At 65.0% G+C, this 19,446-nt stretch carries 20 protein-coding genes, 1 tRNA gene and 1 pseudogene; 7 read left to right on the forward strand and 15 right to left on the reverse strand.

Annotated features, from left to right (window positions below; translation table 11 throughout):
* From Q368_RS26130 to Q368_RS0122065, 5 genes and pseudogenes are all read right to left on the reverse strand, one after another.
* Positions 1-215, reverse strand: a pseudogene (locus Q368_RS26130) (IS21 family transposase); the annotation flags it as partial.
* Positions 216-507: 292 nt separating this feature from the next.
* A complete protein-coding gene (locus Q368_RS26715; RefSeq protein WP_169740614.1) occupies positions 508-648 on the reverse strand; it encodes a hypothetical protein in 141 nt (46 codons plus the stop codon).
* A gap of 136 nt (positions 649-784) precedes the next feature.
* Positions 785-1,096, reverse strand: coding sequence for a helix-turn-helix domain-containing protein (locus Q368_RS0122055; RefSeq protein ID WP_029461185.1), 312 nt, complete (start codon positions 1,094-1,096; stop codon positions 785-787).
* Position 1,097: 1 nt separating this feature from the next.
* Positions 1,098-1,424: a type II toxin-antitoxin system RelE/ParE family toxin gene (locus tag Q368_RS0122060; RefSeq protein ID WP_029461186.1), complete on the reverse strand. Its 327-nt coding sequence runs from the start codon at positions 1,422-1,424 to the stop codon at positions 1,098-1,100.
* Positions 1,425-1,709: 285 nt separating this feature from the next.
* A complete protein-coding gene (locus Q368_RS0122065; protein WP_029461187.1) occupies positions 1,710-2,939 on the reverse strand; it encodes a tyrosine-type recombinase/integrase in 1,230 nt (409 codons plus the stop codon).
* A gap of 568 nt (positions 2,940-3,507) precedes the next feature.
* Between Q368_RS0122065 and Q368_RS0122070 the strand changes: the two genes are divergently transcribed.
* A complete protein-coding gene (locus Q368_RS0122070) occupies positions 3,508-3,783 on the forward strand; it encodes a hypothetical protein (protein ID WP_156955845.1) in 276 nt (91 codons plus the stop codon).
* A 159-nt stretch (positions 3,784-3,942) separates the two neighbouring features.
* Here the strand turns inward: Q368_RS0122070 and Q368_RS0122075 are convergent, their stop codons facing one another.
* Both Q368_RS0122075 and Q368_RS0122080 read right to left on the reverse strand, forming a co-directional pair.
* Entirely contained in the window at positions 3,943-6,123 is a 2,181-nt protein-coding gene (locus tag Q368_RS0122075; protein WP_029461189.1) for a glutamine synthetase III family protein, read from the reverse strand.
* 521 nt (positions 6,124-6,644) lie between these two features.
* Positions 6,645-6,944, reverse strand: a complete 300-nt coding sequence (locus Q368_RS0122080) for a MerR family transcriptional regulator (protein WP_029461190.1) — start codon at positions 6,942-6,944, stop codon at positions 6,645-6,647.
* 221 nt (positions 6,945-7,165) lie between these two features.
* On the opposite strand from Q368_RS0122080, the gene Q368_RS0122085 reads away from it, so the two are divergent.
* Both Q368_RS0122085 and Q368_RS0122090 read left to right on the forward strand, forming a co-directional pair.
* A complete protein-coding gene (locus Q368_RS0122085; RefSeq protein WP_029461191.1) occupies positions 7,166-7,987 on the forward strand; it encodes an alpha/beta fold hydrolase in 822 nt (273 codons plus the stop codon).
* Positions 7,988-8,078: 91 nt separating this feature from the next.
* Positions 8,079-9,146: an AEC family transporter gene (locus tag Q368_RS0122090; RefSeq protein ID WP_245611447.1), complete on the forward strand. Its 1,068-nt coding sequence runs from the start codon at positions 8,079-8,081 to the stop codon at positions 9,144-9,146.
* Positions 9,147-9,451: 305 nt separating this feature from the next.
* On the opposite strand, the gene Q368_RS0122095 is transcribed toward Q368_RS0122090, so the two are convergent.
* Positions 9,452-9,946 (reverse strand): Spy/CpxP family protein refolding chaperone, encoded by a 495-nt coding sequence (locus Q368_RS0122095; protein WP_029461193.1) that lies wholly within the window; start codon positions 9,944-9,946, stop codon positions 9,452-9,454.
* 309 nt (positions 9,947-10,255) lie between these two features.
* Between Q368_RS0122095 and Q368_RS0122100 the strand changes: the two genes are divergently transcribed.
* The 4 genes from Q368_RS0122100 to Q368_RS0122115 all read left to right on the forward strand — a co-directional run bounded on the left by Q368_RS0122100 (position 10,256) and on the right by Q368_RS0122115 (position 12,364).
* Positions 10,256-10,564 carry a cysteine rich repeat-containing protein gene (locus Q368_RS0122100; protein ID WP_052360348.1) on the forward strand — a complete coding sequence of 103 codons (309 nt, stop codon included), beginning with the start codon at positions 10,256-10,258 and terminating at the stop codon, positions 10,562-10,564.
* Positions 10,565-10,747: 183 nt separating this feature from the next.
* The gene (locus Q368_RS0122105; RefSeq protein ID WP_245611449.1) at positions 10,748-11,371 is read left to right on the forward strand and encodes a sigma-70 family RNA polymerase sigma factor; all 624 of its coding nucleotides are present in this window, start codon (positions 10,748-10,750) and stop codon (positions 11,369-11,371) included.
* A gap of 23 nt (positions 11,372-11,394) precedes the next feature.
* Positions 11,395-11,880 carry a hypothetical protein gene (locus Q368_RS0122110; RefSeq protein ID WP_029461196.1) on the forward strand — a complete coding sequence of 162 codons (486 nt, stop codon included), beginning with the start codon at positions 11,395-11,397 and terminating at the stop codon, positions 11,878-11,880.
* 10 nt (positions 11,881-11,890) lie between these two features.
* Positions 11,891-12,364: a periplasmic heavy metal sensor gene (locus tag Q368_RS0122115; RefSeq protein WP_029461197.1), complete on the forward strand. Its 474-nt coding sequence runs from the start codon at positions 11,891-11,893 to the stop codon at positions 12,362-12,364.
* A gap of 100 nt (positions 12,365-12,464) precedes the next feature.
* Here the strand turns inward: Q368_RS0122115 and pheT are convergent, their stop codons facing one another.
* The 7 genes from pheT to Q368_RS0122150 form a co-directional block, all read right to left on the reverse strand.
* Positions 12,465-14,870, reverse strand: a complete 2,406-nt coding sequence (gene pheT, locus Q368_RS0122120) for a phenylalanine--tRNA ligase subunit beta (protein WP_029461198.1) — start codon at positions 14,868-14,870, stop codon at positions 12,465-12,467.
* A 151-nt stretch (positions 14,871-15,021) separates the two neighbouring features.
* The gene (gene pheS, locus Q368_RS0122125) at positions 15,022-16,068 is read right to left on the reverse strand and encodes a phenylalanine--tRNA ligase subunit alpha (protein WP_029461199.1); all 1,047 of its coding nucleotides are present in this window, start codon (positions 16,066-16,068) and stop codon (positions 15,022-15,024) included.
* Positions 16,069-16,422 carry a 50S ribosomal protein L20 gene (gene rplT, locus Q368_RS0122130; RefSeq protein WP_029461200.1) on the reverse strand — a complete coding sequence of 118 codons (354 nt, stop codon included), beginning with the start codon at positions 16,420-16,422 and terminating at the stop codon, positions 16,069-16,071.
* Positions 16,423-16,468: 46 nt separating this feature from the next.
* Complete coding sequence (gene rpmI / locus Q368_RS0122135) at positions 16,469-16,666, reverse strand: 50S ribosomal protein L35 (protein WP_029461201.1); 198 nt, start codon at positions 16,664-16,666, stop codon at positions 16,469-16,471.
* A 25-nt stretch (positions 16,667-16,691) separates the two neighbouring features.
* Positions 16,692-17,234 (reverse strand): translation initiation factor IF-3, encoded by a 543-nt coding sequence (gene infC / locus Q368_RS0122140; protein WP_029461202.1) that lies wholly within the window; start codon positions 17,232-17,234, stop codon positions 16,692-16,694.
* Positions 17,215-19,158, reverse strand: coding sequence for a threonine--tRNA ligase (gene thrS / locus Q368_RS0122145; protein WP_029461203.1), 1,944 nt, complete (start codon positions 19,156-19,158; stop codon positions 17,215-17,217). Before thrS ends, infC begins: the two co-directional genes overlap by 20 nt.
* A gap of 71 nt (positions 19,159-19,229) precedes the next feature.
* Positions 19,230-19,304 (reverse strand) — tRNA-Val (locus Q368_RS0122150).
* Positions 19,305-19,446 lie beyond the last annotated feature (142 nt).

Here is a 19,446-nt window from a genome sequence, read left to right on the forward strand (position 1 = left end):
TCTTCCTCCAGCCGACGTTCCAGGGACGCAATAAATGCTCCAAGCATAGGGCGTGGCTGCACACGACGTTCGTAATGCAGTTCTGTCAGGTCGCCCCGCAGGATTTTCCGTACCGTGTTTTTGGAAAGGCGCAGTTCTCTGGCAATCTGCTTGATCGGCTTTTCTTGCCGCATCGCGGCCAGCCGGACCTTCCTGATCGTTTCCACTATCAGCATCTCCTCTCGCTGCCCCTCCCGTCTCCGATGATCGAAGACATCTAAGGGGGCTGCCGAGGGGGTCAATTTTGGACGCTGATTTCATCCAAAGAGGGGTCAATATTCCATGCTGATCAACATTATTGTTGGCTGAACTTCTTCCGAGAAATAATAATGAAAAACGGTAGATTGCTTTAAGCTACCGTTCGTTGGTGGCGTTGCGCCAGGGATGGGAACGAAAAAAGTACGGGTGGGGAGCGGACGGAAGGCGCGGGACTAACTGGCGGGCAGGGCTAGGCCGGGGAAATCTGCGTCAATCCTTCTTGCGCCCCTTGCTCTTGAACAGCCGCCAGTCGAACTTGCGATAGTTCAATCCCGGCCACCAGCGCATGGCCACGATGGCTGCGAGGAGAAGGGCCAGGTAGATGAGGTGGAGCGCGTCGGATTGATCCATGGTGGTCCTGCCGGGCTACACGGCCAGCAACCGCCTGGGGTCGATCTTCAGGGCCTCGGCCAGAAACACGCCGGGCAATTCCTCATCCTTGAAGGGCAGCACTTCCCGCCAGTGGATGGAATCGGCATCCATGGGGCTATCTGGCCTCCCGGAGGTTTCCTTTCGCCTTGCCCGGCTCAATGCTGATCTTGAGCTTGCCGCCGGTTGCCTTGGCGTAGCGCCGCAGGGTTTCCAGGGAGACGTTTTTCCCGGATTCGATCCGCGCCACCCGGGGCTGGCTTACGCCCATAGCCTTGGCCACGTCCGCTTGAGTCATGTTCGCTTGGGTACGGGCCTCGACCATCGCCTCGATGAGGGCAAATTCCTCTTCGAGCGCATCATATTCCTTCCGAAATTCAGGATCGGCCATCATCCGTTCACGGACCTTGCTGAAAGGAACGGTCGCCATATCAATCCCCCTCACCGAGTCGTTTGACGGCTATTTCAATTTCCACGCGCGGGGTCTTCTGCGTCTTCTTGATGAATGAGCGCAAGATCAAGAGGCGCTTCCCCGACGCGGCCACATAGAGGCTTCGCCCGATCCCGTCACGCCCGGTCGCCCGCAATTCCCAAATCTTCCCTTCCACGTGCCGGGCCAAGGGCATGGCCAACGCCGCAATCCCCTTCGCCCTGAGCAAGTCCAGAGCCCGGGTCAATTTCGCCCGGATGTCGATGGGAAGGGCCTCAAACTCGGCTTCGGCTACCCCGTTGACGAAATGCGCATCCCATCCGCTCATGGCACCCTTCATATAATATTTATGTTATAGCGGCGCAAGTGGCTACGCCTCCAACTTGGTGGCAAAAACGTGATCCCCGCAAGCGTGCCCGTCTTCGACCTGGGGCCAGACGGCCAAAGTGCCAGCCTCGCCGTTGAGGAGCCCGCGAACGATGGTGGGCGCGTGCCGACGGCATGTGCCGTTGATGCGCCAGCGGCAGGAGGAGCAGGTGGGAAGGCGCGGGCCGTGATTTCTGTCCGGGGACAAATTGGGCTGAGGCATGGCGGCTCCTCATCACCGGGATTCTTACTGGTCTCCGAGGCGCACAACCTTCTTGTCTCGGGCCTTGGCCGCGTCCATGCCGGCCTCCAGGCCCTTTACCGCCCGGCGCAGCGTGTCCGGGGACAGGTGGGCATATCGTTGCACCATGGCGAAAGACTGGTGGCCCATGAGTTGCTGAATCGTGTAGAGGTCTGTGCCCGCCTCGGCCAGCCAGGACGCGAACGTGTGCCGCAAACTATGGAACACCACCTTTTGCCGAGCGTCGGTCACGCCATCGTTGAAGCCAAAGGCGTTCACGGTCTTGATGAAAGTTTGCGACACCTGCCCCACTTTCTCCCCTGTCTCGGACGGAAACACGAGGTCGGCCGGGCCTCGGCGCTCTCTGTCCGCCAACATGGCCTTGGCCGCGTCGGTCAAGATAGCCGCCCGGGTCTTGCCTGACTTGGTATCTCGCAGGGTCAAAACGCCGCGCTCCATGTCCACGTCGCCCCAGGTCAGGGAAAAGATTTCGCCTGCCCGCAAACCGCAGTGCAGAGACAGAAGCGCCATGTCCCGCACCTGGGGGCTTTTCTCGGCCAGGGCAGCAAGCAATCGGTCGGCTTCCTCATGGGATAAAAACCGCACCCGGCGGTTGTCGGAACTCGGCTTCTTGATCTTGGTCACGGGGTTTTGCCCGGCAAATAGGTCATGATCCCGGGCAAAATTAAAAACCTGCCGCACCACGGCCAGGGTATACGTGATGGATCGTGCAGCCCGGCCGGCCTCGGCCATATTCTTCTTAATGCGCTCCAAGTGGATGGGAGCAATATCCTTGAGGGGTTTATCCGCCAATACAGGAGCGATCCACAGGCGGTAACACTGGTCCTCCTTCTGCCAGGATCGTTGCGCCTTGTTCTTCTTGGCGATGGGAAAATAGGAATCGAGGAAGACGTGCTCGAAGGTCACATTGTCACGTTCGGCCTGAGCATGGGCCTCGGCCTCGGCTTGACGCTTCTCTTCGGCCTTCTGACGCTTCTCGGCAAGGGAGGTGGCCCCTTCGCCCGTGGTCGCAGCCTTTTTCAGTTCCGCCACGGTCTGTGCAGCCTTGGCCGCGCTCCAGCCCTCGCTTGCCCATCCAAGCCCTTCCTCACGACGTTTTCCGCAGGCCTGAAACCGGATGGCGAAGTATTTGTCTTTCTGGACACCGTGCTTCCTGGTGGCATGTTCATAGTAGCGGACGCCGGGAAAATTCGTCTTGTTCCATGTGACCGCCATGATTGGCCCTCCCGGGTATCGTGGGGAGAAAATGGGGAGCGACGCATGACCTTAACGCCAAAGCGGCCGAGCCGATCCGTTGGCCTACCCTCTCCCCACCCTCTCCCCACTTTTTAGCTGAAACTGAGTGAAAGTGAGTGTGTCCCGATGAGAGAGAAATAGGAGCTAACCCTTGTAGAGTCAATATTTTTGTGGAATCCAGTGAACCAAAGTGAAGGGTATAAAAAAGAACTCTTAATCCGTTGGTTCAAGGTTCGAGTCCTTGATGGCCCACCAGCAAATCACAGGCACTTAGCCAAAAGCTAAGTGCCTTTTTCTTTTTGCCGGATGACGTTGTCCACCGTATGTCCCCCAATTCGAGATTGTGCATGAGTGAAAGCGGGGGAAGTCGCCCCACCAGGGCCTGTGGACCTTGCCGGCGACCTGCTTGCCGTTGCCATGTCGCCCCGAGATTGGCATGAACAATCGCATGCGGTTCGCGCCGCCAAGGGGCCAGGGGCGGCAAGGCCCGACACCTTGCGCCGGCCCGGTTGTCGTCCCGGCGCGGCGGCATTGCACAGGAGGTCGTATGAGAAGTCTTGCGTTGATCGTTGTCTGCCACCTTCTCCTGACCGGCGTCGCGTTTGCCGGCGATGCGCCAAGCGGCGCCGAGCAAAACAACTCCACCCCGCAGCCGTCCAAAAAATCCGAATACAAATCCTCCCCGCGCTTGAACTACAGCAGCAAGCCGAAAGACGAATCCAACGGGCTCGACACGCTCAAGCCCATGCTGGACCAGGCTTTCGGCAACAAGGATGGTTCTGGAGGCGGGGTGATGCCGAACGCCGGGACATACAAGTTCTAGGCGCCCCGCGACGGCCCACTCCCGGCCTCCCGGCGCAGGGGGAACCCTTTCCTTTTTCTTTCGACGGCCCACGCAAAAGCGCCGCCCCGGACACATCCGGGGCGGCGCTTTGCAATTGCAAGGCCCCGGGCGCGCCCGGGGCCGTCAGGCCTTGGCGGACTAGCGGATGAACAGCATTTCCTGGTAGCTCGGCAGCGACCACAGGTCGTCGGCGACCACGGCTTCCAGGGCGTCGGCCACGGCGCGGATCTCGAGCATGGCCGGCAGCACGGTGCAGCACATGAACTTGGCTTCGGCCAGGGTGTCCTCGGCGCTGTGCTCGAGGAGCTTCTCGAACTCGGCGACCTTGGCCTGCAGGTCGCGCAGCTTGGCGGTGACGCACTCGAGGGTGGTCATCTTGAAGTCGTGGCCGATGGCCTTCAGGTTGGCGCAGGTGGCGGCCAGCTCGCCCTGGTACCGCATGGCGGCCGGGAAGATGATGGTCTTGGCCATGCGCACGACCAGGGCGGCCTCGGTCTGGATGGTCTTCACATACTGCTCGAGGTAGATCTCCTTGCGGGAGGCGAGCTCGGCCTCGCTGAACACGCCGTAGGTCGTGAACAGCTTGACAACCTCGGGGCTGGTGAGCACCGGCAGGGCGTCGGGCGTGGTCTTGAGGTTGGGCAGGCCGCGCTTTTCGGCCTCGGCGTGCCATTCCTCGGAGTAGCCGTCGCCGTTGAAGACCACGGCGTCGTGCGCCTTGATGATCTCCTGGATCACGGACTGCACGGCGGCGTTGAGCTTGGCCGGGTCGCCGGCGGTGGCGGCCTCGAGCTTGGTGGCGATGTAGTCCAGGGACTCGGCCATCATGGTGTTGAGGGCGACCTGGGAACCGGCGATGGACTGGCAGGAGCCCACGGCGCGGAACTCGAAGCGGTTGCCGGTGAAGGCGAAGGGGCTCGTGCGGTTGCGGTCGCCCGGATCCATGGGCAGCGGCGGCAGGGTGTCGACGCCGATGTTCATGATGCCCTTCTGCTTGGAGCCTTCGACCTTGCCCTTCTTGATCTGCTCGAAGACGTCGGCCAGCTGCTCGCCCAGGTAGACGGACATGATGGCCGGCGGGGCCTCGTTGGCGCCCAGGCGATGGTCGTTGGACGGCGTGGCGACGGTGGCGCGCAGCAGCGCGCTGAACTTGTGCACGGCGCGGATGGCGGCGGCGCAGAAGACCAGGAACTGGGCGTTCTCGTGCGGGGTGTCGCCCGGATCGAACAGGCTGCCCAGTTCGGCGCTGCCGATGGAGTAGTTGAGGTGCTTGCCCGAGCCGTTGATGCCGGCGAAGGGCTTCTCGTGCAGCAGGCACATCAGGCCGTAGCGCTTGGCCACGGTGCGCAGCACGGTCATGACCATCTGGTTGTGGTCGGTGGCCAGGTTGCCGGCCTCGAAGATCGGGGCGATCTCGAACTGGCTGGGAGCCACTTCGTTGTGGCGGGTCTTGACCGGAACGCCGAGCTTGTAGAGCTCGCGCTCGACTTCCATCATGAAGGCCAGGACGCGGCGGGGAATGACGCCGAAGTACTGGTCCTCGAACTCCTGGCCCTTGGCGGACTTGGCGCCGAACAGGGTGCGGCCGGCGATGAGCAGGTCGGGGCGCGAGAAGACGAAGTTGCGGTCGATCAGGAAGTATTCCTGCTCGGGACCGGCATAGGACACCACCGGCAGCTTGGTCTGCACGCCGAAGAGCTTGAGGATGCGCTGGGCCTGCTTGTTGAGGGCCTGGTTGGAGCGCAAAAGCGGGGTCTTCTTGTCCAGGGCCTCGCCGGTCCAGGAAACGAAGGCCGTCGGGATGCACAGGAAGGTGCCGTTGGGGTTCTCCAGGATGTAGGCCGGGCTGGTCACGTCCCAGGCGGTGTAGCCGCGGGCTTCGAACGTGGTGCGCAGGCCGCCGGAGGGGAAGGACGAGGCGTCGGGCTCGCCCTGGATCAGCATCTTGCCGGAAAATTCGGCCACCGCGCCGCCCTTGCCGTCGGGCACGAGGAAGGCGTCGTGCTTTTCGGCGGTCAGGCCGGTCAGGGGGTAGAACACGTGGGTGAAGTGGGTGGCCCCGCGTTCGATGGCCCAGTCCTTCATGGCGTTGGCCACGGTGTCGGCGATGGACGGATCGAGCTTCTGGCCGAGCTCGATGGTTTTTTTGAGCGACTTGTAGACGTCCTTGGGCAGCCGCTCGCGCATGACCTTGTCGTTGAAGACATTGCAGCCGAAGACCTCGGTGGGTTTGGTCTCGCTGAAATTCAGGGGTGCATGCGACGGCTTGTAATTGATGATGGCCGAGATCGCGTCCAGCCGAGCCTTGATTCCGCTCATAGGGTCCTCTTGCATGTGTTGAACAGGTTACACGTCGAGGGGCGCATGCGCCGCCGCTGCCGCCCGCCGCCCCGTGGCCGCGGGGGGCCGCACAAATGGCGATCCGGCGACGCCCGCCCCACGCCGCCCGCATCGGACCCGTACGTATGTCCTTGCGTGGCCGGCGAAAAAAAATTTCCCCATCTCTCTCGCCACACAGCCGACATCTCTCCACGGCCGCAGGCGAACTCTCAATAATGTAAAAACCGCGACACGTCCATAGCCAATGCGCCCTGCCGCGTCACGCCGCCGCCACGAAACGGGGCCGGCCCGGAAAAACCGGCCCGACGCGGCGATGTCACGCCCGCGCCGTCCGGCGCGCGCCCGCGCCCCCGAACGCGGGGATCGGGCGCGGCAAGGGGATTTCCGACATTTTGGGAGGGGCCCGCCTCGCGGACAAGGCGACGCGGCGTATGACAATGCGGCAAGCCGCGGCGGCAATCGGCGCGTCTGCGCGGGGCAATGCTCCGCACGCGGCGTGATCACGCGTCCAGCATGCGCCGGATGGCCTGCAACTCGTCGAATACCTGACGCAACAGCGGTTGTCCTTCTGCGGCTCCGGACAGCCGGCGGCGCGCGCCATCGATGGTCAGTTTCTCTTCGTAGAGCAGGGATTTGATGCGGGCGACCAGTTCGAGGTGTTCGTCGGAGTAGAGGCGCTGCCCCTTCTTCGTGCGCACGGGGGAAAGCTGCGGAAACTCCGTTTCCCAGAAACGCAGCACAAAGGGTTTGAGTCCCGTGAGACTGGCGACTTCGCCGATCTTATAGGTCCTTTGCAGCATACCGTCCGTTCATGCGCCAAGCCGTCCCCCGGGTCAAGCCCGGCAAACCGCGCGGCCGTCCCTTTACAGAAGCCCCCGCGCGCCTATTTGCAATACAGGCCGGAGTCCTTTCCGGCCCGACGTCCGGCGCGGCGGCGAACACGCCTGCGCGCCGCGCCCAATCCGCAGCCAAACGCCGGTCCATCCGCACGGGACCAGACGTACCCACAAGGAGAACGACCATGGCGACGCTTTCGCTCAAAGACGGCACGACGCTCTATTACAATGACTGGGGCCAGGGACGCCCCGTGGTCTTCAGCCACGGCTGGCCGCTTTCGGCCGATGCGTTCGAGGACCAGATGTTCTTCCTGGCTTCCAAGGGCTACCGCGTCATCGCCCACGACCGCCGGGGACACGGCCGTTCCAGCCAGCCCTGGCACGGCAACGACCTGGACACCTACGCCGACGACCTGGCCGCGCTGACCGAGGCGCTCGACCTGCGCGACGCCGTGCATGTGGGCCATTCCACGGGCGGCGGCGAGGTGGTGCGCTATCTCGCCCGCCACGGCTCCGCGCGCGTGGGCAAGATCGCGCTCATCGGCGCGATCCCGCCGTTGATGCTCAAGACGGCGGCCAACCCGGGCGGCCTGCCCCTGGAAGTCTTCGACGGCATCCGCGAGGCGGTCAGGACCGACCGCTCCCGGTTCTTCAAGGACCTCACCCTGCCCTTCTACGGCTACAACCGCCCCGGGGCCAAGGTTTCCGAGGGCGTGCGCGAATCCTTCTGGCGGCAGGGCATGCTGGCCGGCTTCCCGGCTTCCTACTTCTGCATCAAGGCCTTCTCGGAAACGGACCAGACCGAGGATCTCAAGGGCATCGACGTGCCGGTGCTGTTCCTGCACGGCGACGACGACCAGATCGTGCCCATCGACGCCGCGGCCCGCGCCGCCGTGAAGCTGGTCAAAAACGGCGTGCTCAAGGAGTACCCCGGCGGCTCCCACGGCATCTGCACCACGGAAAAGGACAAGGTCAACGCGGACCTGCTCGCCTTCATCGAAGGCTAGCCGCCCCCTCCCCGCTTCTACGCCCCGACGCGAAAGCGTCGGGGCGTCCCTTTTCCGGCGGGGCACTCCCATCGGGAAGATATCCCTGGACATGCGGCCCCGCGGCCACTATCGCCAGAAGGCGCGCTTCTCCTGTGAGGCCGCCGCGCACCTCCACGAAACACCCAGAATTCCATCACGCCACGCCATGCTGCTCTCTCTGCTGCTCATCCTGCCCGTCTTCCTCGTCATCGCCCTCGGCGTCGTGCTCGACATCTTCTCCGTGCTGCCCAAGCAGACCGGCTCGATCATCGGCGGGTACGTCCTTTATGCGGCGCTGCCCATCCTCATGGTCCACATCCTGGCCGGTTCCGCCCCTGGCGACATCCTGCACGGCGGCTTCTGGGCCGCCATCCTGCTCTCCCAGGTCATCCTCTACGCCGTCGGCTATTGCGGCGAACTCCTCCTCGGCAAACGCGGGCACGGCAAGGCCGCGATCATCGCCCTGTCCGGGAGCTGCTGCAACGTCGCCTTCCTCGGCCTGCCCGTGGTCATGAGCCTTCTGCCCGGCAACAAGGAGGCGCTGGTCGCCGCGGGCCTCGCGGTCATCACTCCCAACGTCGTGAGCATCCCCTGCCAGGTGCAGCTCGAATACCTGAAGCTGTCCGGCAAGGAGTCCAAGGGAGCCTTTGCGCGCCTGGCCCGGGCCGTGCTGCTCAATCCGCTCATGCTCGGCACCTTCGCGGGATTTGCGCTGTGCGTCACGGGCCTGGGGCTGTGGGGGCCCCTGGACAAGGCCGCGGCCATGGTCGGCAACACCACGGCCCCGTGCATGCTCCTGGCGCTCGGGCTCGACCTGCGCGACAGGCTCCGCGTCGCGTTTTCCGGCGACACGCGCTTCGGCTATTTCCGGCTCGCCGCGACCACGCTGCTCAAGCTCGTGGTCAACCCCCTGCTCGCCTGGGCGCTGCTGCTCCTGTTCGGCGTCACGGGAACCTGGCTCGCCGTCGGCGTCATCATGTGCGGCTCGGCCACGGCGCTGCTCACCTACGTGCTGGCGGAAATCTACGGTCAGGTACCCGAAGAGGTAGCCATGATCGCCGTCACGACCAACGTCCTCAACCTCGCCACCCTCACGGTCCTGTCCGCCCTGCTGCGCGCGCAGGGATTGTTGCAATAGAGGGAGAGGAAGAAGGAAGATGCCTCCGACGGCCGGGGGGGTGGATCATCCCCCCCCCGCCCCCTCTGGGCGGGGGGATTGGGTAAGCGGATGAAGGCGTGGTCGTGGGGAAAATTCCGGCATCGCAGGCCCATCGCCCCTGCGGAGCGAGTTTAAAGGAATTTTCTTAAAATGCGGCGCTTCGCCGCTTGCCGTTCCCGACTCTCTCCCCTCCGCTCCCGTCGAGGAGGTCTAGGAGGGGATCATCCCCTCCTGGCCGCCGGAGGCATCTTCCCTCCCACTCCTCCGACCCTGCCGACACCTCTCTACAAATTCCGCTCGATCCAGGCGTCGATCTCCTGGTGCCGGTTTTCCTTGTGCTCCAGGAACTTCTGCTTGAACTCGGTCCGCAGCGCGTCCCGCTTGGACCGCTGTTCCGGGGTCAGCAGGGCGTCCAGGGCGGCCTTGACCTTGCCGCGTTCCACGGCGAGTTCGACGGCCGCGTCGGACATGATTTTCGCGGCCTGGCGCACGGCGGCCTCGTCTCCCGGGGTCTTGTCCATGATCTCGCGCAGCTTGGCGAACGACGCTTTCAGGGAGTCGCGCAGGGGCTGCGATTTGTCGCGGGCGTCCTTGAGAATGGCGGCCACCTGGTGTTTCTGGGCGGCGCTTAAGTCCAGGCTGTCGAGCAGCCGCACGAAGCCTTTGCCGGGACCGACCAGGGCGCCCTGTACGGTTTCGGCCGTATCCTTGGCCATGGCCGCGCCGGAGAAGAGCAACAGTGCACCAAGCGCCATGCCGACGATCAGACGAATTTTCATCAATGTTCCCTCGTGTTGGGGTTATCGGCCGCATCGGGCGGCGCGATGCGCGCCCGGCTGCGGCTCCTTGCGCATGATACGCCGCTCGTCCGAAAGCCCCCCGCATTGCGACGGCAAGCGTCGTCGCACCCGGGTGCGGGGGTTTCCCCCTCCGGCCGCGTAGCAGCAGTGAGGGCGGCATGCGGCACAGGGCCGCATGCGTAGGCCGGAGCCGCGGCCATGGCAACGGTTGGCGGCACAAAAACCCGCGCGGACCGCGCCCTCCCGGGAAACGGCACGCAACCCCACGAAAACGAAAGGAAGGAATGGATGGGTATTTCCAGACGCCATGACGGAAAAAACCGCTTTCGCCCGCGCCTGTCGGCGGTGGCGCTGCTTGCGGCGCTTTGCCTCGGCCTTGCCGGCCCGGCCTTTGCGCAGCAGGCCTCCGGGGCCAAGACGCAAGCCCTGAAACAGGCCTGCGCGGCCGACTACAAGGCCTTGTGCTCCGGCGTGCAGCCCGGAGGCGGCCGCATCATCGCCTGTCTCAAGCAGAACGCCGACAAGCTTTCGCCGACCTGCAAGCAGGCCCTCGGCGACGCCAAGGCGGCCGGACAGGCCCAGGGAGCGGCGCAGTAGCGACTCCTTGCCGGCATGCGCGGCACGAGGCAGTGTAACCAAGCCCCTCCGCCGGCCGTCTACGCGATAAAGCGGCGCCGGTGACCGGCAACGGCAACCGGCGTCGCCGGAAGGGCGCGGACAATGTCCTGGCTCCGGGCTGTCCGGATACGACTGGCAAAAGCGTCCATGGGGTTGCGCAACGTGGAAAGAACCTGGCCCAGCCTGGCATGGCGCGTATCACTTTCGCGCCCTGCCGCCCGTGACGCGGGCGTCGCGCACGCCCCGCGCGTCTACGCGGACGCCGCCGACGCCGCCCTTGCCGCCTGGGCCGCAGACGGCGACCGCCGCGCCTTCGAGGAGATCGTCCTGCGCCACGGGGCGTTCGCCCTGCGCGTGGCGACGCGGATGCTGCGGAACACCGCGACGGCCGAGGACGTGGTCCAGGAAGCATTCGTGCGCGCATGGTCCCAGGTCGGGCGCTACGACGGGGCGCGCGGGCGCTTCAGCACGTGGCTCTACCGGATCGTGGCCAACCTGTGCATCGACCAGCGCCGCCGCACGCGCACGGAGTCCCTGCCCGAGGATTTCGACCCCGTCGATCCGGCGGCGGACATCCCGCAACGCCTGGAGGACGACGAGCGCCAGGCGGATTTGGCCAAGGCGCTGGCAGCGCTCCCGGACCGGCAGCGGGCGGCCATGACCCTCGTCTACGACGAAGGGCTTTCCGGAGCCGAAACGGCAAAGGCGCTCGGCGTGTCGGTCAAGGCCGTGGAACGGCTGCTGGCGCGCGGCCGGGCCTTTTTGCGGGAACGGTTGCGGTCATGAGGACAGGAAAAGGAGGCGCATCCATGATGCCCCTTGAAGAATTCGAAACACTTGCCGCAAGCTATGGCACACAGTTGCATCGCTGGCCGGAAGAATCCCGGGAAGCGGCGCGGGAATTGCTCGCCACGTCCCTGCGGGCCCAGGCCGTTTTTCATGCGGCTGCGGCCCTGGACACCGCACTTGCAAAGGCGGGCGCGCGGGAGCTTGAACGCCTGCTCCCGGCCGCAAGCGAAGCGGCGGCCCTGGCGCGGCTGCGCCGGCACGTTGCGGCCCGCATCGCCGCGCCCGAGGCGAATCCCCGGGCGTACGACGCAGTTGTCCCGTTGCTGTCGCGATGGAAAAGCGGCCTGGGGTACGCTTTTTCACTGCGCCTGGCCGGGCTTGCCACGGCCTGCAGCTGCGCGGTCATGGCCGGCCTCGTGCTTGGCGCGCTTTATACGACGTCGCCCGCGCAGGATGGCCTGAGCGCCCTCCTGCAACCGACGCCCATCGCCATCCTGGAAGAATAGCGAGGACACCATGGCCGAGTCAGCAGCGCGCCCACGGGATTGGCGACGGATTGCCCTGCCCTGTTCGATCGTCCTGAACCTCTTTCTCCTCGCGGCAATCGGCGGACATTTCTATTCCCGCTATGCCGGACCATCGCGGGACAGGACCATGCTCTCCCGCCTGCTGGCCCGCGTCGAGGCGACCCTGCCGGCCGACGAGGCCGCGGCCTTCAAGGCCGTCATCCTGCGCGATCAGGACCGGTTTCTCGCGGCGCGCCAAAAGCTGCTCGCGGCACGGCAGGAACTCATGGCCCAGATCACGGCGGACCCGTACAGCAAGGCCGGCACGGCCCAGGCGCTCAAGGATTGGAAAGCAGCCTGGGACAGCGTTTCCGGAGAATTTTCCGGCACCCTGGTCGACGCCCTGGACACGGTCTCCCCCCAAGGCCGGCGCAAGCTCGTGACCGAACATTGGGGGCACCGGCTCGGCGTTCCCGGTCCCTGAAGCGTTCCCCCCTCCCCCAACGCAGCGCGCCTGCCCCGGTCCGGCGAAGACCGAGGCAGGCGCGTTTTTTTGTCAGGAAGAGGCGCGAACAGGCGGGCGGCTAGGGCCGCGTCACGGGCAGCCTGGCGGTAACGGCCTGGACGAGGGCCTCGTGGACCTTGTCCACTTCCTTGTCCTTGAGCGTCTTTTCGAGGTGGCGGTAGGTGATGCGGAAAGTCAGGCGGCGTTCGTCCGTTCCTTCGGGCGTGTAGGCGTCGAGGAGCAGCACGTCCTCGAAGATGGGGGCCTTGGCCGCACGAATGGCCGCAAGCACCGCGCCCACGGTCACGCCCTCGGGCGCGGCGAGCGTGATGTCGCGGCGCACGGGCGGGAATCCCGGCAGCGGCGTGAACCCGGGCTTGCGGCTGTCGACCAGCACGCGCAAGGCTTCGAGGTCCAGTTCCGCCAGCCACAGCGCGCTTCGCGCGTGGAAGGCGTCGGCGGTCTCGGGCGCGACCTGGCCGATGACGCCCAGGCGCCTGCCCTCGCAGGTGACGGCGACCTGCGGCGCAAGCCACGGCAACTCCTGCACCCGGTCATACGCCGCCTCGGGCAGATGGAAATGGCGCAGCAGCCCCTCGACCAGACCCTTGACGTCGGCATAGCCGGCTTCCTCGTCCCTGGGCCAGGGCCAGCCTTCGGGATGACGCGCGCCGTGCAGGACGATGCCGCACCGGCCGGCCTCCCGCGCGGTGGAGTCGGCGGAGGCGTCGGCGGTGAAAATCCGGGCCACCTCGAACAGGCGCAGGTTGGCGTTGCCCTGGGCAATGTTGTGGCGCACAGAGCCGAGCAGCCCCGGAGCGAGCATGGGGCGCATGACGTTCTGGTCCTCGGAGAGCGGATTGGCCACGGACACGCGGCAGGCCGTATCCAGGCACAGCAGGTCCAAGTCGCCGTGGCCGACGAAGCTGTAGTTGACAGCCTCGCGCAGCCCCACGCCGACACAGTAGGCGCGAAGGCGCGCCCAAAAGGCGAACTCCGTCTCGGGCGCGGCGTCGTCCAGCGACTTGGACACGCGCGGCAGCTTCGGCGCGATGCGGTCCAGGCCGTAGACCCGCCCCACTTCCTCGATGAGGTCGGCCTCGCGTTCGAGGTCCAGGCGGTACGGCGGCGGGGTCACGGCCATGGCACCGGACGGGTCGGTTCCGGTCAAGGCGCAGCCCAGGGCGGAAAGCGTCTTGCGGCAGAAATCCTCGGGCATCTCCTCGCCAAGGAGCATGCTCGCCCGGGCCGGACGGAAGCCGATGCCGCGCGGCAGGTAAGGTTTGGGTTCGGCGCTGGCTTCGCCGGGAAGCGCCGTGCCGCCGGCGGTTTCGAGCATGAGCGCAACGGCGCGGTGCATGGCGTAAACCGAGCCCACCTGATCCACGCCGCGCTCGAAGCGGTAGGAGGCTTCGCTCGGCAGGGACAGGCGGCGGGCGGTCTTGCGGATGGCCCCGGGGCGGAAAATGGCGCATTCGAGCAGCACGTCGGTGCTCGTCGCTTCCATCTCGCTGTTGGCCCCGCCCATGACACCGGCCAGGGCCACGGGCTTCTCGGCGTCGCAGATGAGCAGGTCGCGCGCGGCAAGTATGCGCTCCTGGCCGTCGAGGGTGACGATCCTTTCGCCCTCGGAGGCGTTTCGCACCTTGACCGTATTGCCGGCGAGCTTGTTCCTGTCGAAGGCGTGCAGGGGCTGGCCGAGCTCGAACAGCACGTAGTTGGTGGCGTCGACGATGTTGGAGATGGGGCGCTGGCCGATGGCGAGCAGCCGCCAGCGGATGCGGTCCGGGGACGGGCCGACCGTGACGCCCGTGATCAGCTTGGCGCGGTAGACCGGACACTGCTCGGCGTCTTCGATGTCGATGCCCACCTGCGTCGCGGCGTCGGGGCCGGACTCGGCATAGGTCACCTCGGGCATGGTCAGCGGCAGGTCGAAAGCCATGGCCGTTTCCCGGGCGATGCCAAGCACGCTCAGGCAGTCGGCGCGGTTGGGCGTGATGGAGACGTCGAGCACGCAGGTGTCGAGCCCGAGCGCGGCGGGCAGGGCCTGGCCCACGGCGCAGGTTTCGGGCAGGACCATGATGCCGGCGCTCTTGCCCTCGGCCAGGCCGAGTTCGGATTCCGAGCAGATCATGCCCTCGGAAACCTGGCCGCGAATCTTGCTCTTCTTGATGGTCAGGCCGCCCGGCAGCGTGACGCCGACCGTGGCCACGGGCACGAGCTGGCCGGCGGCGACGTTGGCCGCGCCGCAGACGATGGGCAACGGTGCGGCGCCGCCGACGTCCACCGTGCAGCAGGAAAGATGGTCGGAATCGGGGTGGTCCTCGCGCGTAAGCACCCGGCCGACGACCACGGCCATGATCTCCGCGAAGGGATTTTTGATCTCCTCGATTTCGAGGCCGAGCATGGTCAAGCGGGCGGCGAGCGCCTCGGGCGTGCCGTCATAGGGCGTGAATTCGCGAAGCCAGGCAAGACTGAGCAGCATGATGGTGTGCCTCCGGCGGCCGGGGAAGGAACCCCTTTTTGCAAAAAGGGGTTCCTTCCCCGGACCCCATCCTCCCGGTAAACCCCGATAGGGGTTGCCGGGAGCGACGCCCGGCAATCCGGGCCAAGTTCCGGGGCAGGAGCCCCCTTGATTAAAACTGGCTTAAGAACCGAACGTCGTTTTCAAAAAACATGCGCAGGTCGCCGATGCCGTACTTGAGCATGGTCACGCGCTCGACGCCCATGCCGAAGGCGAAGCCCGTGTAGCGTTCGGTATCGTAACCTACGGCGTCGAAGACGTTGGGATCGACCATGCCGCAGCCGAGGATCTCCACGAACCCGGTGCCCTTGCACACGCGGCAGGTCCCGGCTTCGGTCGCGCCCTTGCCGCCGCACAGGACGCAGGAGATGTCCACTTCGGCACTCGGTTCGGTGAACGGGAAAAAGCTCGGCCGGAAACGCACGTTCGTCCTGGGGCCGAAAATGCGCCGCACGAACGCGGTGAGCGTGCCGCGCAGGTCGGCCATGGACACGCCTGCGTCCACGAGCAGCCCTTCTATCTGGTGGAACATGGGCGTGTGCGTGAGATCCGAGTCGCGGCGGTAGACCTTGCCCGGGGCGACCACCGCGACCGGCGGCTTCTGCGCCAGCATGGTGCGGATCTGCAAGGGCGAGGTATGGGTGCGCAACACCACGTTGTCCGTGATGTAGAGCGTATCCTGCATGTCCCGGGCCGGATGCTCGGGAGGCATGTTGAGGGCCTCGAAATTGTAGTAGTCGGTCTCGATCTCCGGGCCGGTGACGATGGTAAAGCCCAGCTCGCTGAAAGCCTTGCAGATCTCGGCCGTGACCAGGGTCACGGGATGCAGGCTTCCGCCGAAGGGGGCCAGCCCCGGAACGGTCGGATCGAATCCGGCCAGGGCGGCATCGCTTGCCGCGCGCGAAAGCGCCGCAAGTCTGGCGTCGTAAAGCCCGGTCAGGGACTGCTTGACCGTGTTGGCGGCCCGACCGGCGTCGCGCCGGCCGTCGGCGTCGAGGCCCGGCAACTGCCCCATGAGCCCGGCGAGGCGACCCTTGCGGCCGAGAAATTCGACCCGGATGGCCTCGAGGTCCTCAAGCGTCAAGGCCTGGTCGAGGCGCGCGGCGCACTCCCCGACCAGGCCCTCCAGCTCGGCAACGAGCGCAGGTCCTTTGGACACTTAATTCACCTTGGCTTTGGCCAGCTCCGCCAGCTTCTGGAAGCTGTCCTTTTCGCGAACGGCCATGTCGGCCAGGACCTTGCGGTCCAGTTCCACGCCGGCCAGGGTCAGTCCGCGCATGAACACGCTGTAGGACAGGCCGTTTTCACGGGCCGCGGCGTTGATACGGATGATCCAGAGCTTGCGCATCTGGCGCTTGCGCTGTTTGCGGTCGCGGAAAGCGTAGACCAGGGAGCGTTCGGCGACCTCGCGGGCGGTTTCGTACAGCTTGCTGCGGGCTCCGACATAGCCCTTGGCCATGCCCAGGAATTTCTTGTGCCGCTTGTGGGCGGCTTGTCCACGTTTGACGCGCATGGTTTCGGCTCCTTAATGTGCGTGGTGAGGATCGCTGCCGGTCCGCTTACGCGTAAGGCAACAGGCGGCGCACGGCCTTCTCGTTGGCCGAATCGACCAGGGTGCCCTGGCCCAGGCGGCGGGTGCGCTTGGCGTTCTTCTTGGTCAGGATATGGCGCAGGTTCTGGCGGCGACGCGTGAACTTGCCGGAACCGGTCTTGCCGAAACGCTTGGCAGCGCTGCGGTTGGTCTTCATCTTGGGCATATCGGGCTCCTTGAGCGCGCGCGGATCAGGCGGGCGCTGGGGTTTTCTTGACTTGCGGGGCGAGCAACATGGTCATCATGCGGCCCTCGGTACGCGGCTCCTGCTCCACACGGGCCAACTCCCCCAGGTCGACGACGACACGGGCCAGAATGTTCTGCCCCCGGTCCTTGTGCACGATTTCCCGGCCGCGGAAAAACACCGTGACCTTGCAGCGGTCCCCGTCCTCAAGAAAGCGACGGATGTGCTTGAGCTTGGTCTGGTAGTCGTGCTCGTCGGTCTTCGGACGGACCTTGATCTCCTTGAGCTGGACCGTGGCCGCCTTCTTGCGCGCTTCCTGCAGTTTTTTCTGCTGCTGATACTTGAAGCGGCCGAAGTCCATGATCCTGCACACAGGCGGCTCGGCGTTGGGCGCGACCTCAACGAGGTCGAGGCCCTTTTCCTGCGCCATGCGCAGCGCCTCGCTGGTGGGGATGATACCCACCTGGGCGCCGTCGTCGGCGATCACCCGCACTTCGCGGGCCCGAATCCGGTGGTTACACCGGGGATCACTACTGGGAGCGGAAGTTATAGCGCATCCCTCCACGCTTGAACGGTTCTTGGCAATCGGCCGTGATAAGGAGCGCCACTTCGTCCAGGGACTTGACGCCAAGATTTTCCCCGGAGCGCAGGCGCACATTCAGGCCGCCGAGTTCCTTTTCCTTGTCCCCTGCCACGAGCATGTAGGGGATCTTCTCCATCTGGGCTTCGCGTACCTTGAAGCCCAGCTTCTCGTTACGGTCGTCGAGCTCGGCGCGGACGCCGGCCTCGGCCAGCTTGTCGCGGGCCGCTTCGGCGAATTCCTTCTGGGCGTCGGTGACGATGAGGATGCGGGCCTGCACCGGGGCAAGCCATGTGGGCAGCGCCCCCGCGGTATGCTCGAGCAGCACGCCGAGGAAGCGCTCCACGGCGCCAAGGATCACGCGGTGCAGCATCACGGGCCGTTTGCGCTCCCCATCCGCGTCGGTATAGACGAGATCAAAGCGTTCCGGCAAGGTAAAGTCGCACTGCACCGTGGCGCACTGCCAACGGCGGTCCAGGGCGTCCTTCAATTTGATGTCGATCTTGGGTCCATAGAAAGCGCCGTCGCCCTCGTTGATTTCGTACGGCAGCCCCAGGGACTCCATGGCCTCGGTCAAGGCCCTTGTGGCGCGCTCCCAGTCCTCGTCCGAGCCGATGGACTTTTCCGGCCTCGTGGAAAGCTCCACTTCGTAGTCGAAGCCAAAAAGCGCCACCACGTCCTGGACGAATTTGATCACGCCCGTGATTTCGTCAAGGAGCTGGTCCGGCCGGCAAAGGATATGCGCGTCGTCCTGGGTGAACTGGCGCACGCGCAAGAGGCCGTGCAGCACACCGGATTTTTCGTGGCGGTGCACGACGCCGAGTTCGAAATAGCGCTGCGGCAGGTCGCGATAGCTGCGGATGCGAGATTTGTAAATGAGCATGTGCGACAGGCAGTTCATGGGCTTGATGCCGTAGGCCTGTTCGTCGATCTCGGTGAAATACATGTTTTCGCGGTAGTTGTCGTAGTGCCCGGAGCGTTCCCAGAGTTCGCGGCGCAAAATCAGGGGGCCGCGCACGAGCTGGTAGCCGCGCTTGAGGTGCTCGCGGCGCTCGAAGTCCTCGAGGATGGTGCGCACGAGCTCACCCTTGGGGTGCCAGATGGGCATGCCCGCGCCGACTTCCTCGGAGAAGCTGAACATGTCGAGCTGGGTACCGAGCTTGCGGTGGTCGCGCTTCTTCGCTTCCTCGAGGTGGTGCAGGTAGGCCTTGAGGTCGGCCTCGGAAGCGAACGCCGCACCGTAGATACGCTGCAGCATGGGCCGCTTCTCGTCGCCGCGCCAATAGGCGCCGGCCACGGACAGCAGCTTGACGGCCTTGACCATGCCGGTCGTCGGCACATGGGGACCGCGGCACAGATCGGTAAAATCGCCCTGACGATAGAGGGAAACCTCTTCGCCGACGATGTTCTCGTCCATGATTTCGAGCTTGTAGGTCTCGCCCTGCCCGGAGAAAAGCGCCCTCGCCTCTTCCTTGGGAACATACGTGCAAGAAAACGGCACATTGGCGGCAATGCTCTTGTGCATCTCCGCCTCTATTGCTTCGAGGTCTTCGGGTGTGAACGGCCGTTCGAGGGCGAAATCGTAGTAGAAGCCGTTTTCAATGGCTGGTCCGATGGTGACCTGGGCGGCGGGGAAAAGCTTTTTGACGGCCTCGGCCATGATGTGCGCGGCCGAATGGCGGATAATGGAAAGACCGGCCGGAGAATCCGCAGGCACGAGAGCGAGTTCCCGCGCGCCGTCAGGCACGAGAGCGGCCAAGTCGCGGGCTTGCCCATCGACGAAGCAGGCCACAGCGTTCTTCAGACGCTTGCCGGAAACCGCGCGCGACAAGACCTGCGTGCAAGATTCACCTGCCGCCACCTCGATGGACTTATCATCTATAAGGACCTGCACGTCATCTCTCCGGAGGGGCGCTTCCCCGTCCTATAAAGAAAAGGGAGGCCGAAGCCTCCCTGTCATTGCTATGGTAGGACCGGGGAGATTTGAACTCCCGACCTCTTGCGTGTCAAGCAAGCGCTCTCCCCCTGAGCTACGGTCCTATAAACAGAATCAGGGAACAGACTAAGTGCCCCAAACTCGTCCCGAAGTCAACCCCAAATCTTTCGTTCCCAAGAAAAAGTTGGGGGCCAAAACCGTTGGCTTCGTTGGCGCGTCGTTGGCTCGGGGTAAGTACGGATTTGG

It is taken from the genome of Solidesulfovibrio alcoholivorans DSM 5433 (genome assembly GCF_000702665.1).
Lineage (GTDB): Bacteria > Desulfobacterota > Desulfovibrionia > Desulfovibrionales > Desulfovibrionaceae > Solidesulfovibrio > Solidesulfovibrio alcoholivorans.

Excerpts from the sequence above, each read along its gene's own strand:
- Q368_RS26715 (WP_169740614.1), bottom strand. The coding sequence starts at position 648 with ATGGATCAATCCGACGCGCTCCACCTCATCTACCTGGCCCTTCTCCTC.
- Q368_RS0122055 (WP_029461185.1), bottom strand. The coding sequence starts at position 1,096 with ATGGCGACCGTTCCTTTCAGCAAGGTCCGTGAACGGATGATGGCCGAT.
- Q368_RS0122060 (WP_029461186.1), bottom strand. The coding sequence starts at position 1,424 with ATGAGCGGATGGGATGCGCATTTCGTCAACGGGGTAGCCGAAGCCGAG.
- Q368_RS0122065 (WP_029461187.1), bottom strand. The coding sequence starts at position 2,939 with ATGGCGGTCACATGGAACAAGACGAATTTTCCCGGCGTCCGCTACTAT.
- Q368_RS0122070 (WP_156955845.1), top strand. The coding sequence starts at position 3,508 with ATGAGAAGTCTTGCGTTGATCGTTGTCTGCCACCTTCTCCTGACCGGC.
- Q368_RS0122075 (WP_029461189.1), bottom strand. The coding sequence starts at position 6,123 with ATGAGCGGAATCAAGGCTCGGCTGGACGCGATCTCGGCCATCATCAAT.
- Q368_RS0122080 (WP_029461190.1), bottom strand. The coding sequence starts at position 6,944 with ATGCTGCAAAGGACCTATAAGATCGGCGAAGTCGCCAGTCTCACGGGA.
- Q368_RS0122085 (WP_029461191.1), top strand. The coding sequence starts at position 7,166 with ATGGCGACGCTTTCGCTCAAAGACGGCACGACGCTCTATTACAATGAC.
- Q368_RS0122090 (WP_245611447.1), top strand. The coding sequence starts at position 8,079 with ATGCGGCCCCGCGGCCACTATCGCCAGAAGGCGCGCTTCTCCTGTGAG.
- Q368_RS0122095 (WP_029461193.1), bottom strand. The coding sequence starts at position 9,946 with ATGAAAATTCGTCTGATCGTCGGCATGGCGCTTGGTGCACTGTTGCTC.
- Q368_RS0122100 (WP_052360348.1), top strand. The coding sequence starts at position 10,256 with ATGGGTATTTCCAGACGCCATGACGGAAAAAACCGCTTTCGCCCGCGC.
- Q368_RS0122110 (WP_029461196.1), top strand. The coding sequence starts at position 11,395 with ATGATGCCCCTTGAAGAATTCGAAACACTTGCCGCAAGCTATGGCACA.
- Q368_RS0122115 (WP_029461197.1), top strand. The coding sequence starts at position 11,891 with ATGGCCGAGTCAGCAGCGCGCCCACGGGATTGGCGACGGATTGCCCTG.
- pheT (WP_029461198.1), bottom strand. The coding sequence starts at position 14,870 with ATGCTGCTCAGTCTTGCCTGGCTTCGCGAATTCACGCCCTATGACGGC.
- rplT (WP_029461200.1), bottom strand. The coding sequence starts at position 16,422 with ATGCGCGTCAAACGTGGACAAGCCGCCCACAAGCGGCACAAGAAATTC.
- rpmI (WP_029461201.1), bottom strand. The coding sequence starts at position 16,666 with ATGCCCAAGATGAAGACCAACCGCAGCGCTGCCAAGCGTTTCGGCAAG.